12 protein-coding genes, 1 tRNA gene and 2 rRNA genes are annotated in these 14,364 nt (G+C 48.0%); 10 read left to right on the top strand and 5 right to left on the bottom strand.

The genetic code is table 11. The features are described 5' to 3' along the window. From GS501_RS08595 to GS501_RS08585, 3 genes are all read left to right on the top strand, one after another. Window positions 1–592: ribosomal RNA gene (locus tag GS501_RS08595) — 23S ribosomal RNA — on the top strand; the annotation flags it as partial. 86 nt (window positions 593–678) lie between these two features. Continuing rightward, window positions 679–793, top strand: a 5S ribosomal RNA gene (gene rrf, locus GS501_RS08590). A 254-nt stretch (window positions 794–1,047) separates the two neighbouring features. Then, window positions 1,048–1,839 (top strand): tetratricopeptide repeat protein, encoded by a 792-nt coding sequence (locus tag GS501_RS08585; RefSeq protein WP_160831433.1) that lies wholly within the window; start codon window positions 1,048–1,050, stop codon window positions 1,837–1,839. A gap of 57 nt (window positions 1,840–1,896) precedes the next feature. Here GS501_RS08585 and cysK read toward each other — a convergent pair whose 3' ends face one another. After that, window positions 1,897–2,898, bottom strand: coding sequence for a cysteine synthase A (cysK, locus tag GS501_RS08580; RefSeq protein WP_370517976.1), 1,002 nt, complete (start codon window positions 2,896–2,898; stop codon window positions 1,897–1,899). 121 nt (window positions 2,899–3,019) lie between these two features. On the opposite strand from cysK, the gene GS501_RS08575 reads away from it, so the two are divergent. From GS501_RS08575 to GS501_RS08555, 5 genes are all read left to right on the top strand, one after another. Then, window positions 3,020–3,469 (top strand): Rrf2 family transcriptional regulator, encoded by a 450-nt coding sequence (locus GS501_RS08575; protein WP_160831431.1) that lies wholly within the window; start codon window positions 3,020–3,022, stop codon window positions 3,467–3,469. 92 nt (window positions 3,470–3,561) lie between these two features. Beyond that, window positions 3,562–4,989 carry a siroheme synthase CysG gene (gene cysG / locus GS501_RS08570; protein WP_160831430.1) on the top strand — a complete coding sequence of 476 codons (1,428 nt, stop codon included), beginning with the start codon at window positions 3,562–3,564 and terminating at the stop codon, window positions 4,987–4,989. After that, window positions 4,989–5,330 (top strand): DUF2849 domain-containing protein, encoded by a 342-nt coding sequence (locus tag GS501_RS08565; protein WP_160831429.1) that lies wholly within the window; start codon window positions 4,989–4,991, stop codon window positions 5,328–5,330. Before cysG ends, GS501_RS08565 begins: the two co-directional genes overlap by 1 nt. Beyond that, complete coding sequence (locus tag GS501_RS08560; RefSeq protein ID WP_160831428.1) at window positions 5,327–6,997, top strand: nitrite/sulfite reductase; 1,671 nt, start codon at window positions 5,327–5,329, stop codon at window positions 6,995–6,997. Before GS501_RS08565 ends, GS501_RS08560 begins: the two co-directional genes overlap by 4 nt. Next, window positions 6,984–7,403 (top strand): DUF934 domain-containing protein, encoded by a 420-nt coding sequence (locus GS501_RS08555; RefSeq protein WP_160831427.1) that lies wholly within the window; start codon window positions 6,984–6,986, stop codon window positions 7,401–7,403. Before GS501_RS08560 ends, GS501_RS08555 begins: the two co-directional genes overlap by 14 nt. 95 nt (window positions 7,404–7,498) lie before the next feature. Here the strand turns inward: GS501_RS08555 and GS501_RS08550 are convergent, their stop codons facing one another. After that, window positions 7,499–8,005 (bottom strand): Spy/CpxP family protein refolding chaperone, encoded by a 507-nt coding sequence (locus GS501_RS08550; protein WP_160831426.1) that lies wholly within the window; start codon window positions 8,003–8,005, stop codon window positions 7,499–7,501. A 227-nt stretch (window positions 8,006–8,232) separates the two neighbouring features. After that, window positions 8,233–9,828, bottom strand: a complete 1,596-nt coding sequence (locus tag GS501_RS08545; RefSeq protein ID WP_160831425.1) for a Hint domain-containing protein — start codon at window positions 9,826–9,828, stop codon at window positions 8,233–8,235. A gap of 281 nt (window positions 9,829–10,109) precedes the next feature. Here GS501_RS08545 and GS501_RS08540 point away from each other — a divergent pair, with 281 nt between their 5' ends. Then, complete coding sequence (locus GS501_RS08540) at window positions 10,110–11,000, top strand: LysR family transcriptional regulator (protein WP_160831424.1); 891 nt, start codon at window positions 10,110–10,112, stop codon at window positions 10,998–11,000. Between the two features lie 108 nt (window positions 11,001–11,108). Then, a complete protein-coding gene (locus tag GS501_RS08535; protein ID WP_160831423.1) occupies window positions 11,109–12,287 on the top strand; it encodes an MFS transporter in 1,179 nt (392 codons plus the stop codon). 132 nt (window positions 12,288–12,419) lie between these two features. Here the strand turns inward: GS501_RS08535 and GS501_RS08530 are convergent. Beyond that, window positions 12,420–12,495, bottom strand: a tRNA-Glu gene (locus tag GS501_RS08530). Between the two features lie 52 nt (window positions 12,496–12,547). Further along, a complete protein-coding gene (gene recJ / locus GS501_RS08525; RefSeq protein ID WP_160831422.1) occupies window positions 12,548–14,362 on the bottom strand; it encodes a single-stranded-DNA-specific exonuclease RecJ in 1,815 nt (604 codons plus the stop codon). Between the last annotated feature and the right edge of the window lie 2 nt (window positions 14,363–14,364).

Raw genomic sequence — 14,364 nt, 5'->3', positions numbered from 1 at the left:
GGGCTCAGGCCGGTCGGAAACCGGCTGTCGAGTGCAATGGCATAAGCCCGCCTGACTGCGAGAGTGACAGCTCGAGCAGAGACGAAAGTCGGCCATAGTGATCCGGTGGTCCCACGTGGACGGGCCATCGCTCAACGGATAAAAGGTACTCTAGGGATAACAGGCTGATCTCCCCCAAGAGTCCACATCGACGGGGAGGTTTGGCACCTCGATGTCGGCTCATCACATCCTGGGGCTGGAGCAGGTCCCAAGGGTTCGGCTGTTCGCCGATTAAAGTGGTACGTGAGCTGGGTTTAGAACGTCGTGAGACAGTTCGGTCCCTATCTGCCGTGGGTGTAAGAGACTTGAGAGGATTTGTCCCTAGTACGAGAGGACCGGGATGAACATACCTCTGGTGCACCGGTTGTCACGCCAGTGGCACAGCCGGGTAGCTAAGTATGGAATGGATAACCGCTGAAAGCATCTAAGCGGGAAACCAGCCTCAAAACTAGGTCTCACAGGGCCGTCCAAGACCAGGACGTCGATAGGTCAGGTGTAAAAGCGCGGTAACGCGTTCAGCTAACTGATCCTAATCGCCCATATCTCTCACACATAAAACACATGCACAGTAGTCAGTCACATTACTCTACACACCAACCGCACCCCTCTCACCCATACACATACGGGTAAGCGGGAAGACCTGGTGGCTATGGCGGAGGCTCTAAACCCGATCCCATCCCGAACTCGGCCGTCAATACCTCCAGCGCCTATGATACTGCCCCTCGACGGGTGGAAAAGTCGGTCGCCGCCAGGTCCCCTCGCTTACCCCTATCTAAAATGCTTCAACCCTCCATAGATCAATAATCTACGGAGGGTTTTCCTTTTGCAAAAAATTTAATTACCCTCAAAAACTTATACCTCTTAATACCCTTAATCATATCCACAGGATGCGTATGATGACTTTGTTGTTGAGTGACATTTTCTAAAAAGATGTTGTTACAAAAAAACTCTTTGTTTTAGCTGTCCTTAACTTATGTTTTTCTTAGGGGATATTGAGGATAGGGTTGCATGAGTTTCTTGATTACATCGCGGATGCGACAGTTTTGTATAGAAATTACGGTCATCATGGGGTTGATGTCGGTTTTTTTGGGATGGCTTTTGCCCACATTGATGCCGAATCTTTGTATGGTGACGATAGCTCACGCAGAAAACAGGATATCGGCCTCCTCTAAAGCGCATCTCCAACAGCTTGAAGAGAAAGCTCAGAAGGGTGATGCACGTGCGCAGGTAGATTTAGCGGGTTTTTATTTTCTTGGTGAAAAAGTTCCTCAAGATAAAGGAAAAGCTTTTGCCTTGTATGAGAAAGCGGCTCAACAAGGAAATGTTGGCGCTGAGGTTGCTGTAGGCTCCCTCTATGAGGAAGGGGTGGCAGTTCATCAAGACTATGAGCAAGCGCGTTTCTGGTATGAAAAAGCGGCGCAGCATGGGAATGCCGAAGCACAGCATGATCTAGCTAATGTATATGAAGAGGGATTGGGGGTTTCAAAGGATATAGAGAAAGCGCGTTCTCTCTATGAGGCTGCTGCCAAGCAAGGCTATGCGCCTTCCCAATATAATCTTGCTGTTATGTACATGAATACGGTGGTAGATGCACCAGATTATAAAAAGGCGTTTTTTTGGTATGAGCGGGCGGCTCGGCAAGGTTTTCCTGATGCTCAGTATATGTTGGGTGTGATGTATATTTCCGGTCATGGTGTGGCACCGGATAAGCGCGTTGCATCAGGGTGGTTCCATAAGGCCTGCGATAATGGACGGCAAAAAGCCTGTGCAGCTTATGCCGTTATCAATTTAGGTCATTAGTGGGAATGGAATGGTCCTTAATCTTGTAGAATGCAGGATCAAGGACCAATTTTATGATTAAAGCCCTGAAAAAAGAGGGGTTGATAGGTAACGTTCCGCGAAGGAGGGAGCGATCGCGACAATAGTTTTGTCACGATATGTTTCTTGTTTCGCAAGCGTCATCGCAGCATAAAGAGATGCCCCTGAAGAAATGCCGATGGGAAGCCCTTCTGCTCGGGCACAGAGGCGGGCTGTTGTGAGGGCATCATGTTCTGATACAGGGATAACGCCGTCAATTGCGTTCATATCCAGTGTATCAGGCTTAAAGCCTGGGCCGATGCCTTGAATACCGTGTGGGCCAGGCTCATCACCATTGAGGATGGCACTCTCGAGGGGTTCTAATCCAAATACTTTGAGAGATTTTTTGCGCTTTTTGAGAGCATGGGCAATGCCTGACGCTGTTCCGCCTGTTCCAAGTCCAGCAATGACAACGTCAACGGCACCCTGCGTATCGTCCCAAATTTCTTTAGCTGTCGTTTCTTCATGTATTTTTGGATTTGCTTGGTTGCTGAATTGGCTGGGCATCCAGGCATGTTTGGTAGATTTGCAAATGGCTTTAGCTTCCTCAATAGCCCCCCTCATTCCTTGGGCGGCAGGGGTAAGCTTCAAGGTTGCTCCCATTAGTGTGAGCATTTTTCGCCGTTCAAGGGAGGCACTTTCAGGCATGGTGACGATTAAATGATACCCCATAGAAGCGGCAGCGAAGGCTAAGGCAATACCTGTATTCCCTGAAGTTGGCTCTACGAGGGTAGAATGTTGAGGATGGATCAGGCCTTGTGCTTCTGCATCGCGCAGCATTGCGACACCAATGCGGTCTTTTACGGAACCAAGTGGGTTAAAAAATTCAAGTTTCAAAAGAACATGAGCAAGAAGTTTCTCCTGCTCAGTTAAATGAGGAAGGCCCACAAGAGGCGTGCCTCCTACTGTTTCCAGAAAAGAACGGTAAACATGCCCACGTGGTTGAGCAAACGCCGTTTTAGAAAGAGGAAAGGGAGCAGAAGAGAGTGAGTGATTTTCCATGATCATTCTACCTATCGAAAGAATTACCAGATTATACAGTGAAATAATTCTATTTTCACTTTTTTACGACAAAAGATCGTATAAAATGGCCAGAGGCTTTTTTGAATGAATGAGTGGTGTAATGTATCTAAAGAGTGACCGTGTGTTAACGGCCCTTTCTATCATGTTGGATGTTGCCTTTTATGCTGGGCGCTCGGGTGTTGTGAGTGGTGCTGATATCGCCAAACGGAGTGGATTACTTCGTCGGGGGATTGAGCCTGTTTTGCAAGCGTTATCGCGTGCTCAGCTTCTTGATAGTGTGCGTGGTCCTAAAGGTGGGTATCGTCTTGCCCGCTCACCGCGTGTGATCATTCTGCGTGATATTGCACTTGCCGTTGGGGGAGGGGATACGCTGCACGGGGGTGAGGTTGAAAATCCTTTATTTGGTCATGTGATCGCTCCTTTCTGGGAAGCCCTTAATGCGAAGGTAGAGTCGCATTTAAGTGAAGTGACATTGAGTGATCTTCTGGTTCAGGCCGAGAAGGCAGGGCTTCGGCGACCACATCAGGCACCATTATCGTTTGTGATTTAGGGATGATATAATACGATATTTTTTTGTTTTTTATAAAATCAACGTTATTATATGTTGATTTTTGTGCCTAATGGGCCATTTTCATAAGTGTGATGATGACGCCATTTTCTTACTTCCCTATTGTTTTGCGGTTGGATAATCGCTCTGTCCTGTTAGTTGGCGGAGGGCAGATTGCCGTAAACAAGATGCGTCTTCTTCTTGGGCGATGTCACCAAATTTATATTTGGGCGACTGACGTTCATGAGGAGATTCGGCGTTATGCTCAGGATGGGAAGGTCGTGGTGTATCAAAAGCCCATTGATATGACGGCGCTGCAAGAGATGCTGCCACAAATGGCGCTCGTTTTTGCGGCAACAGATGATGGAATTTTGAACCGTCAAATCTCTCAACTGGCTCAAGAGCATAATGTGCCGGTTTGTGCTGTGGATGATCAGGAAGTCTCTAGTTTTATCACGCCTGCTTTGGTGGATCGTTCTCCGGTTCAGGTTGCTATTTCTACAGGTGGTGCGTCCCCAGTATTGGCGCGACGTTTGCGAGAGCGGTTAGAGCGTGATTTGCCCGCGGGGTTGGGGCAAGCTGCACTCTTTATGCAAAAGCAGCGTGCGTGGCTAAAGGCGCAATTGCCCGTCGTGGATGATCGTCGTCGTGTGTGGGAAGATTTCGTGGATGGCTCTGGCTATGAAGCGGCTCTTGCGGGGGAGCATGACATGGCACAAGAGATCCTTCACCATTTAGTAACAGGCCATGAGCGGCAGGGGGAAGTGTGGCTTGTCGGAGCTGGGCCAGGCCATCCTGATTTGCTTACTCTAGCAGCACTACGTCTCATGCAAAATGCAGACAGCGTTCTCTATGATAATCTCGTTTCAGATGAAATTTTGGAGCGTGTCAGGCGAGATGCAGAGCGGGTTTATGTTGGGAAAAAGAAAAGCCATCATAGTTTGCCCCAGCGTGACATTGAGGCCGAAATGCTCCGACGTGCCCGTCGAGGGGAGCGCGTGTTGCGTCTGAAGGGAGGGGATCCCTTCATTTTTGGGCGTGGGGGGGAAGAAATGGAGGCTTTATTGCAGGCTGGCATTCCCGTGCGCGTGGTTCCCGGTGTGACAGCTGCGAGCGGATGTGGCGCCGCTGCTGGAATTCCACTGACTCATCGAGATTGTGCACAGAGTTGCGTGTTTGTTACAGGTCATGCACGAGCAGACGGGACATTGAATTTACATTGGCCTAGTTTAGCCCGAAAAGGGCAAACGGTTGTGGTCTATATGGGGTTGACTCTATTGAGTGAGCTTTGTGCACAATTGAAGATACATGGGCTGCCAGGTGATTGGCCCATGGCTGTTATTCAACGAGGGACCTATCCTGACCAACAGATTGTAGCAGGAACATTAGATGACGTGTCTGATCGTGTGCACGAAGTGCAGCTACAAAGCCCTGTGACGATTATTATCGGAGAGGTTGTTCGCCATCGGGGTGAAGGGCGTTTCCCGAATTTCAATGTTTTTTCAGCCAAGGAGGTGGCGTGATGAAGCGTCTGTCTCGTCCCGGACCGGGCGAAACATTACTACTAACGGCAACGCGCTTGTTAGATGGGCGGATTGTGTGGCGTGATGCGGCCGGGATATGGCAGGAGCATGTGGGAAAAGCAGCGCAAATGACACTGGAGGAGGCGGAGCCTGCTTTGGAAAAAGCCCAAGAGACGGCGGTATCTCAGGGAGTGATGGGTGTTTATGTCGTCTTGGCGCATGAAGGTCACCCTCCTCAACCTGTAACGATGAAAGAACATATTCGCGCTTTTGGTCCCAGTGTTCATCCTGAGTTTGCGTATTCATCTACTTCTTTGTCTCAGTCGGAGGCTTCCTCATGACGAAATCTGTTGGACATTATAATTACGAGCCAAAAGATAAAGCTTTTCTACAGGAGCGGATTGCTGAGTTTGAAGAGCAAGTAGAACGTCGTTTGAAGGGCACGTTGAGCGAGGAAGAGTTTAAACCTTTGCGCTTGATGAATGGTCTGTATTTGCAGGTACATGCCTACATGTTGCGTGTTGCTATTCCTTATGGGGTCTTGGACAGTCGCCAGTTAAGGAAGTTGGCGCATATTGCACGTCGCTATGACCGTGGTTATGGGCATTTTACGACGCGTCAGAATATCCAATTTAATTGGATTTCATTAGAAGATGCTCCGGCTATTCTGCGTGATTTGGCAGAAGCAGATATGCATGCGATCCAAACAAGTGGAAATTGTATCCGGAATGTTACGTCGGATGAATATGCTGGGGCTGCAAAAGATGAATTGATGGACCCGCGTGTGCATGCAGAGATTTTGCGGCAGTGGTCTACATTGCATCCGGAATTTACATTTCTCCCACGGAAATTCAAAATCGCTATTTCAGGAAGCCCTGAAGATCGTGTGGCTGCGCGTTTCCATGATATCGGTATTTTGGCACGACCAGGGGAAAATGGACCGCTTTTTCGTATCTTTGTAGGGGGTGGTTTGGGCCGAACGCCTGTTGTTGGGCAGGAACTCTTTGATGGTGTGCCAGAAGAAGAATTGCTCGCCACGCTTGAGGCTACTTTACGTGTCTATAATGCTTTTGGACGGCGTGATAATTTATACCGGTCCCGCATTAAAATTTTGGTACAAACCATTGGTGTTGATGCCTTTCGTGAGGCTGTAAAAGCTGAGCTTGAGAAAATGGATATTTCTCATTATCGGCTTACAAAGGAAAAAGTGGCGGCTATTCGGGCGCGCTTTGCAGCCCCAACGCTTGATGCCCCTGATGGTGGGACTGCGACATTAGCCGAACAGATGCAGCGTGATAGTGTTTTTGCTCGTTGGGTTAAGAGTAACATTCACGCTCATTTTGATGAGCGGTATTGTATCGCGACAGTTTCATTGAAATCGCCTGGCGAGATTCCTGGAGATGTGACGGATCGTCAGATGGATGGTTTGGCTGACTTAGCGGATCGCTATGCGTTTGGTGAAATTCGCATCACACATTTGCAAAATGTGGTGTTCGGACATGTCCGAAAAGATCAGCTTTATGACGTCTGGCAAGGATTAATGGCGCTTGGGTTAGGGGCAGCCAATATTGGTCTGGCAGGTGATATTGTAAGCTGTCCGGGGCTGGATTATTGCAGCTTGGCGAATGCGCGTTCTCTGCCGTTGGCCCAGAAGTTGGGATCACGCTTTGGAGATATGGAGCTGCAAGCTGAAATTGGTGCGATGAGCATTAATATTTCAGGGTGTATTAATGCGTGTGGGCATCATCATGCAGGACATATTGGCATCTTAGGTGTCGATAAACGTGGAAAAGAATTTTACCAAATATTGATTGGTGGGCAGGCTGGGGAAGAGGCGGCAATTGGCGCCATTTTAGGACCGGCTTTGACGGAAGATGAAACTGTAGAAGCCATTTCCCGGATGATTGATCACTATTTGTCCCATCGTGATATCGGTGAGAGCTTTCTACAGACGCTCCATCGTTTAGGGAAAGCACCGTTTAAGGAGGTGGCTTATGGCTCTGTTTAAGCTAAGGAAGTGTCATCCGCGAGAGGATGATCATTCTGTGATGTTACCGGAGTTAGAGACGCATCCTGAGGCGCAGGTGGTTCGTTTGCATCCAGATGATTCAATAGAGGCTTTGAAACCTTTTCTAGGAAATCTGTCCCTTATTATCTTAAATTTCCCTGTTTTCCGTGATGGGCGCGCTTTTACTCAGGCGCGTGCTTTGCGGGAATATGAACACTATCGGGGAGAAATTCGTGTTGAAGGGCATATTTTGCCTGATCAAGCGGAGTTTTTGAAACAATGCGGCGTTGATACGGTGGTGCTTCCAGAAGGAAGTGATGTTACGTTGTGGGAGGAACAGCTTAAGCGTTTCTCATTTTCCTATCAGGAGACGTTTTTTTCAAAAACTCCTTCTGTGGGAGCATAGCAATCTTCTTATTATTTATTCCTGCACATGAAAGAAGGGAGAGCCATAAGGCCCTCCCTTCTTTATTCTGACTGGAGATTGATGAAGAAAAATTCTTACAACCCCGGTGGAGGTGTTGGAACTTCTGGACCAGAAGCCTGACGAATGATTGCTGCTGCTTGACGGTGTAGGTCTTCCAGCTTGGTGCTATTATCGAGACCTTGTTGAAGCTGTTGTGGTGTAAGAATACCACGAATGGCGAGCGTGACATCAATCATTTTGCGCAGATGTTCCGCATCTTCTTGACTGATTTTCTTCTCTAATTTGGTGATCTTTCCACGATCAACAGGGCCAGGGGCTTGTAAGAGAGCCTTTAGTTGATGATGAGGATCATTTTGTGGATCCATTTGAGATGGATCGGGACGGTTGGCTTCTAGGATTGCATGAATTTTCGCTTTCTGTTCGTCAGAAAGAGAAACTCCTGGAAGGTCAATCATCAAGGGGTGATGAAAATACATATGGTGCGGTGCTGCAGGTGCTGGCACTGGTTGGGCGTGAGCCAAGCTAACCGTGGCAGCAAGTGATGCAGTGCCAAGCACGATAGCATGCATAAAATGTTTCATTCAGAATCTCCCATAGTGGAATATTTCTTATTTAACAGATCAATTCTATCCCGTGGATGACGGGAACATGATAAAAAAGTTATGTGGAATTAGATAAATTTATTTGCGATCATATTGTTTCTCTCAGAGATGCTCTTCATTGGAAAAGTGTTTTTTAATCTAATCGTGAAGAGGCGTATCCCTGAGAACAGAGACACTATTTAGTGCCTGACATAGTGCGTGTATTTTTAAGCGCTCATCATAAGTTGTGGTGTTTGTTCATGGTGAGCGGAGCTTTCATTTTTAATAAGATATGGCCCAGCTTTCGATACGTGTATGCTCAGCACTCGAGGAGAACAAGCGTTTCCCAGAGGCAGGAGTGCCGCTCCATTCGTCCAACGGCAATGAGACGTTTCTGTAACATCCCATCCTTGTAATGTTGTTTCTTGAAACGGGGTTTCAATCATTTGACATTCGTCATTCTGAAATAAGGCAAGAGCATCAATCAGTACGCCAAGATGTCGCCGGTCATCGACAAAGGGGCCGATGACGTCAGAGGGACGGGATGTTCGAGAGATAAGACGAACATTTTTTATGTTTTTGGGAATGTGAAAGAGAAAATGGTTATTTCGCACACGATATGGCTTAATGGGTGCGCCCGTGTTGGTGAGAAGGTGTAAATTAGGTTCGTCTGTTGTCGGAAGAGGAGAGATTCTCCCTTTTGAGCGTTGTGCAAGTTTATGCCAGATGGGCTCAACCACATTTCTTTGTGTTGCAAGAGGTGCGGCGGCGTCTTTGACCCATGTTTTAGAACCTATTTCCAGAATATTGCCGTGTTTGTTTATGCGATGTGTCGTATCGAGATACGTTTCGGTATAGGCGCCATTCGCGCAAATAATGGTGTGTTGTGCACATTCAATATGGTACGTTTTATAGTGAGATATGAGGCTATCTCTTACGATAGAATGGTGATTAACCAGCATACGGGCAGGAATGAAAACACCATTTAAAAAGAGGCAGTGTTCTCCAGTGACAGAAAGATCTTTGTAAGGAATATTTTCTGCCAGGGCATGTGCTTTAAAACGGACAGGCGTATCGTCTGGGTCGTATGCAGTTACATCTTTCTGACAAATAGATGTCACCTTCTGAGGCCGTCTCTGTCCGTGCGAGTAGGTCATAATGATATCGCCAGGAACGATATCTTCAATTCTCTTCAAACCTTCAGGGGTTCTGATTTCAGCGCCTGCCAGGAAGCAAACTGTATTTGATGGTATATCAGTATTCAGATTAGAGGTTGTGGGGGTGCCAGACATTTCAAACGTCGGAAGGAGAGCAATTGTTCCATTTGATGGGGTTGTACTGGGCAGAAGGCTCGTGGAATAATTGGTGGCTCCGTCTTGGAGATTCCTTATGAAAGTAGCTTCTTGATCAGGGTCGAGGCTAATGAGTGCATTGCCGTTTTGTAGCATCACAGAGCCTGGCACAATGTGATCGAAGGAAAATTCTAGAGCGGTCCTGTTACTAGAGGGGCCACTGGAAGCTTCATATGTTTGGTATCCTTGGTAGTCCAAAACGATTTGGAGACTCGCCACGGGAAACCCTGAAAAGGTAGTGACATGTGGGCTGGTATTGAAGGTAAGGGTAGCAATAATACTGGGATTATCGCTTGATAATATCGTTCCTTTTGCAATGGTATAGGAAATAACACCGGTTGTATCGTTGATGGCTTTGAATGCACTGAAATCTTCATATGTTGCAAGGACACTGCCGGTTGGTTGTGTCTCATCCGTATATTGGTTGACGACCGTATAGGTGGTGTCTTTGGACCAAGTGATTTCAGACATTTCATACCCTCTCTACATTATACCCCATTCAAACGCGGAAATATTTTTAACCGAACTTATTGTCATCAATTTCAAGATTGAAGGCAGGTAAAAGCTATGGAGATCATGCTTCTTATTGATGAAAAATGAAAGGTATAACCTATCATAGATATAGGAATAAAACATAAATAAATCTACATTAATTATAGATTAACCTTTGCTGTAGGGAGCGCTTTTGTAGACGTTCAGAATGTCACCCTGCCTTATTTTTCTCATTGAACATAATTTATTGAGTGAACGTTATGAAACCACGTGATCTTGGGTTGCTTGCTGCTTTAGATGTCTTGCTAACCGAGGGTAGCGTTAGCAGGGCTGCGGTTCGAATGAACCTGAGCGCGCCAGCTATGAGCCGGATACTTGGTCGTATACGTGTGTTAACTGGAGATCCGATTCTTGTTAGAGCGGGACGAGGGTTGGTGCCGACGCCACGTGCCCAAGTGATACGCGAGCAGCTTAGCGTTTTAATGGCTGAAGCGCAGGGTCTTCTGGCGTCAGCGACAGATTTTGATCCATTCTCTTTAGAACGTTCTTTCTCCATTCGAGCGACCGATGGATTTGTAACAAATTTTGGGGGATCGTTGCTTGAGCATCTGCGTAAGGCAGCACCTAGTGTTGTGCTTAAATTTATGCAGCAGGGGGATGAAGATGTCGCAGCTTTGCGACATGGGACGATTGACCTGGATATTTCAGCCATTGGAGAAAGTGGACCAGAAATCATGGTTCAAACACTTTTTGAAGATCATTTTGTGGGGGTGGTGAGAGCCGGGCATGCGATACTCAAAGATAAGATAACAATCGAACGTTTTTGTAATTACTCACATATTTCGGCATCACGTCGTGGACGGCTTTATGGCCCTCTTGATCATGCATTACACGATAGAGGTTATAAACGTCATGTAGCTGTGACGGTCACCGGGTTTACGGAGGCTGTTACGTTAGCGTCACAGACAGATTTGATCGCTATTGTGCCTGATAGGCTGACGGCAAAATCAAAGGGCAGCATGACAATATTTGCTCTTCCTGTGCAAACAACTCCTGTCGTTATTTCGCAGGCTTGGCATCCGCGTTTTCAGGCCGACCCGGGGCATCGTTGGCTACGTGGTCTGATACGAACGCATTGTATGTCGACGTAGTCATTGTGTTTTTTGCAATAATATACTTCCATTATTACACTTAAGGATATTCGCTGATTGATGCCATGATTGTGGGCATGACGTCGTGTAGCGGAGATCTTATTTTTTATGACGACTACTGTCTCGGTAATACCTGCTCAAGAAGCAACGCGGCGTTTGCTGCCATTTTCACTCATGTTGTTTCTTGGCTACCTGTCTATCGGTCTTCCTCTTGCTGTTTTGCCGTTACATGTTGGGAAAGACCTTTCTTTTTCGTCGACCATTGTTGGGTTGGTCATGGCGACGCAATTTATTGCGACACTGCTAACACGTCATGTTGCAGGACATATGGTGGATACGCGAGGAGCTAAGCCTGTTTTGATAATGGGAACGCTCATTAGTTCGGCTGCGGCGATGATCTATGGTTTATCTGTTTGGATACCATGCGGCCCCATTGGTGGACTTATTTTTCTCTTGTTAGGGCGTGCTGTTCTCGGATTAGGTGAAAGTTTACTGATCACGGGGATTTTAGCATGGTCTATCGGCGCAGTCGGTCCTCCACATGCTGGAAGAGCAATGGTTTGGGTTGGTATCGCCATGTTTAGTGCGATGGGTATTGGCGGACCAATTGGTACTGATATCATGCATGTAGGTGGGTTTGGGATTGTTGCCTTGGTCGCGGCAATCTTACCGTTGGCCGCATGTATGATGGCCTATGCCATGTCACCTATTCCGTTACATCCTGGTCGGCGTTTGAGCTTTTTTACTGTTGTAAAAGAGATCTGGCCATTTGGAGGGGCACTTGCACTGACGACTGTCGGTTTTGGAGCCATGTTTTCATTTCTTGGCCTTGATTATGCTGAACGAGGTTGGGAAGGTGCGTCTTATGGTTTAACGGCATTTGGTATTGCCTATGTTACCGCACGCATGGTCTTTGGGAGCTTGCCCGATCGTTTAGGTGGTCGACGCGTAGCGCGTGTGACGATTCCTCTTCAGGCTATTGGTTTGGTATTGTTATGGTTAGCGCAGAACTCTTGGGTTGCTTTATTAGGATGCTTCGCAATGGGGGGAGGTTATTCCCTAACGTTCCCAGCTTTAGGTGTTGAAGCCATCCGGCGGGTGCCTCCTCAAAATCGTGGTGGGGCCATGGGAGCTTACGTGGCGTTTTCGGACATTGGCCTTGGGATGACGGGCCCTCTTGCAGGAATTATTGCAGGGTATGTTGGATATCCCAGTGTCTTTTTACTCGGTGCCGTAGCGTCTATCGTGGCTTTTTTCTGCGTAACCAGTTTGAAGGGAGATGGATGATCCCCGATGATAATGAGAGTTGGGGCTTTGCCGGGTTTATCAACACTAGACGAGGAAAAAGACTTCCCCCACAGGGTAGCGCTTACTCAAAAATCTCAATTCTAAGGAAAGTGATGCCTCAATATAAAATTGTGGCGTCCCGTACGGGAGTCGAACCCGTGTTGCCGCCGTGAAAGGGCGATGTCCTAGGCCTCTAGACGAACGGGACGTGGAGGCGTCTGCTTTGTTGAGGGGGTTAATAGGGTAATGATGAAAATAGGTCAACAAGAAAACGCATCAAATATGAAAAAAGTTAAATTTTCTCGTTCTTGCCATGTCTCTACCCGTAAGTGACCTGCGACGTGGAGTAAGGGACGAGCACGGTCTTCTAGGAGCTGTGCAAAAGCCTTATCCCCAGCTCGGAAGACGAGCCCTTTAAGACGTGTGTACCCATCCTCTCCTTGAAGGATAACACGTAGCGTATTGCCATCACGCCCAATGCGGTCAGATTTAACACAACGGACGTGGCGGAGGGCGAGGAGAGGCTCATCATTGCCCGGGCCAAAAGGGGCCAGCATTGCGAGTTGTTGTGCAAGCTCTGGGGTTGCGCTGTTAATGGTTAGAACGCCATCCAAACGTAGATCATCTTGGGGGGGAAGCGTGAGGGCTTCGGAAAGCTGCTTGTCTAAGAAGGAATGAAAAGCATTAAGTTTCTCTTCGGCTACTGAAAATCCAGCGGCCATCGCGTGTCCACCGCCTGTGATGAGCAAATCAGCTTGACGTGCTGCGATGATGGCCGCCCCTAAATCCAGTCCTGTGACGGAGCGGGCTGAGCCTTTTACGACACCGTCTTGGAGCGCTCCAACGAGAGCGGGACGGTTAAATCGTTCTTTGAGCCGCCCGGCAACAATACCCACAACGCCGGGGTGCCAATCGTCACCATGGAGGAAAATAACAGCGTGGCCGTTTTGGATTTGAGCTTCAGCTTGTTGAATGGCTGCGTCTAAAATATGGCTTTCAACAGTCTGTCGTTGACGATTAACGCTATCAAGCTCTTCAGCAAGAGCACGAGCTTCCCCCTCTTGGGTGCTGAGGAGAAGTTGCAGCCCATGATCGGCTTTCCCAATGCGGCCACCAGCATTAATGCGTGGCCCTAAGGCAAAGCCGCAGCTCATGGCACTGCTGTTGTTTTTCACCCCTGCAACATGAGCTAAATGGGCTAGGCCAAGGCGTCGATGTTGGTTCATGACCTTGAGGCCCTGGGTCACGAAAGCACGGTTGACGTCACGAAGGGGCATGACATCGCAAATCGTCGCGAGGGCCGTGAGGTCAAGATAAGACTGGGGATCAAGGGGGGGATGATGTTCAAACCAGCCTTGCTGATTTAATTCTCGGCGTAACGCCACAACAGTTAGGAAGGTGATTGCCGTTGCACAGAGATGACCAAGGCCAGAGGGGCAGTCAAGACGGTTAGGGTTAACGACAAGCCCTTTGGGGAGGAGAGCTCCATCGGGTTTGTGATGATCGAGAACAATGCGATCAACACGCCCTTCAAAATGATCGAGAATATCGATCGCGGCGGTGCCACAATCGACGCAGATGAGAAGCGTAGCCCCCTGTGTTACAAGGTTTTCAAGGGCAGGGATATTAGGGCCATATCCTTCTTCAATGCGGTCTGGGATATGTGTGTAAACAGTGCATCCTAAATGGCGTAAGGCATCCGTGAGAAGGGCCGTCCCACATGCGCCATCGACATCATAGTCTCCTAAGATACCAATTGTTTCATGATGTGTTACAGCTTCAGCAAGACGTTGTGCTGTGCGGTCCATATCCATTAAGCAAGATGGATTAGGAAGAGCTGTTTTTAAGCGTGGTTTAAGAAAATTTTCGACGTGTTCGACTGTAATATCACGGCCTGCAAGGATGCGGGCAAGGAGCTCCGTAAGTTCAAATTTTTGTGAAAGAGCGAGTGCAAGACGATTATCATTGTCCGCTAAAGAAGGGTGACGCCACACCCAGCGTCGTTCTCCCGCACTGCGATGCACGTTGAGTACGGGCGGCAGGGAGGCAGAGCCATGTGGGTCATTAAGAAGCATCA

Source organism: Saccharibacter sp. 17.LH.SD (assembly GCF_009834805.1).
Taxonomy (GTDB): Bacteria; Pseudomonadota; Alphaproteobacteria; order Acetobacterales; family Acetobacteraceae; genus Saccharibacter.
Note: the sequence above shows the minus strand (reverse complement) of the source record. Positions and strands in the feature narration are given on the sequence as shown.

Bases quoted from the DNA above. Each gene is read 5' to 3' on its own strand.
- GS501_RS08585 (WP_160831433.1), top strand. From the start codon at position 1,048: ATGAGTTTCTTGATTACATCGCGGATGCGACAGTTTTGTATAGAAATT.
- cysK (WP_370517976.1), bottom strand. From the start codon at position 2,898: ATGGAAAATCACTCACTCTCTTCTGCTCCCTTTCCTCTTTCTAAAACG.
- GS501_RS08575 (WP_160831431.1), top strand. From the start codon at position 3,020: ATGTATCTAAAGAGTGACCGTGTGTTAACGGCCCTTTCTATCATGTTG.
- cysG (WP_160831430.1), top strand. From the start codon at position 3,562: ATGATGACGCCATTTTCTTACTTCCCTATTGTTTTGCGGTTGGATAAT.
- GS501_RS08565 (WP_160831429.1), top strand. From the start codon at position 4,989: ATGAAGCGTCTGTCTCGTCCCGGACCGGGCGAAACATTACTACTAACG.
- GS501_RS08560 (WP_160831428.1), top strand. From the start codon at position 5,327: ATGACGAAATCTGTTGGACATTATAATTACGAGCCAAAAGATAAAGCT.
- GS501_RS08555 (WP_160831427.1), top strand. From the start codon at position 6,984: ATGGCTCTGTTTAAGCTAAGGAAGTGTCATCCGCGAGAGGATGATCAT.
- GS501_RS08550 (WP_160831426.1), bottom strand. From the start codon at position 8,005: ATGAAACATTTTATGCATGCTATCGTGCTTGGCACTGCATCACTTGCT.
- GS501_RS08545 (WP_160831425.1), bottom strand. From the start codon at position 9,828: ATGTCTGAAATCACTTGGTCCAAAGACACCACCTATACGGTCGTCAAC.
- GS501_RS08540 (WP_160831424.1), top strand. From the start codon at position 10,110: ATGAAACCACGTGATCTTGGGTTGCTTGCTGCTTTAGATGTCTTGCTA.
- GS501_RS08535 (WP_160831423.1), top strand. From the start codon at position 11,109: ATGACGACTACTGTCTCGGTAATACCTGCTCAAGAAGCAACGCGGCGT.
- recJ (WP_160831422.1), bottom strand. From the start codon at position 14,362: ATGCTTCTTAATGACCCACATGGCTCTGCCTCCCTGCCGCCCGTACTC.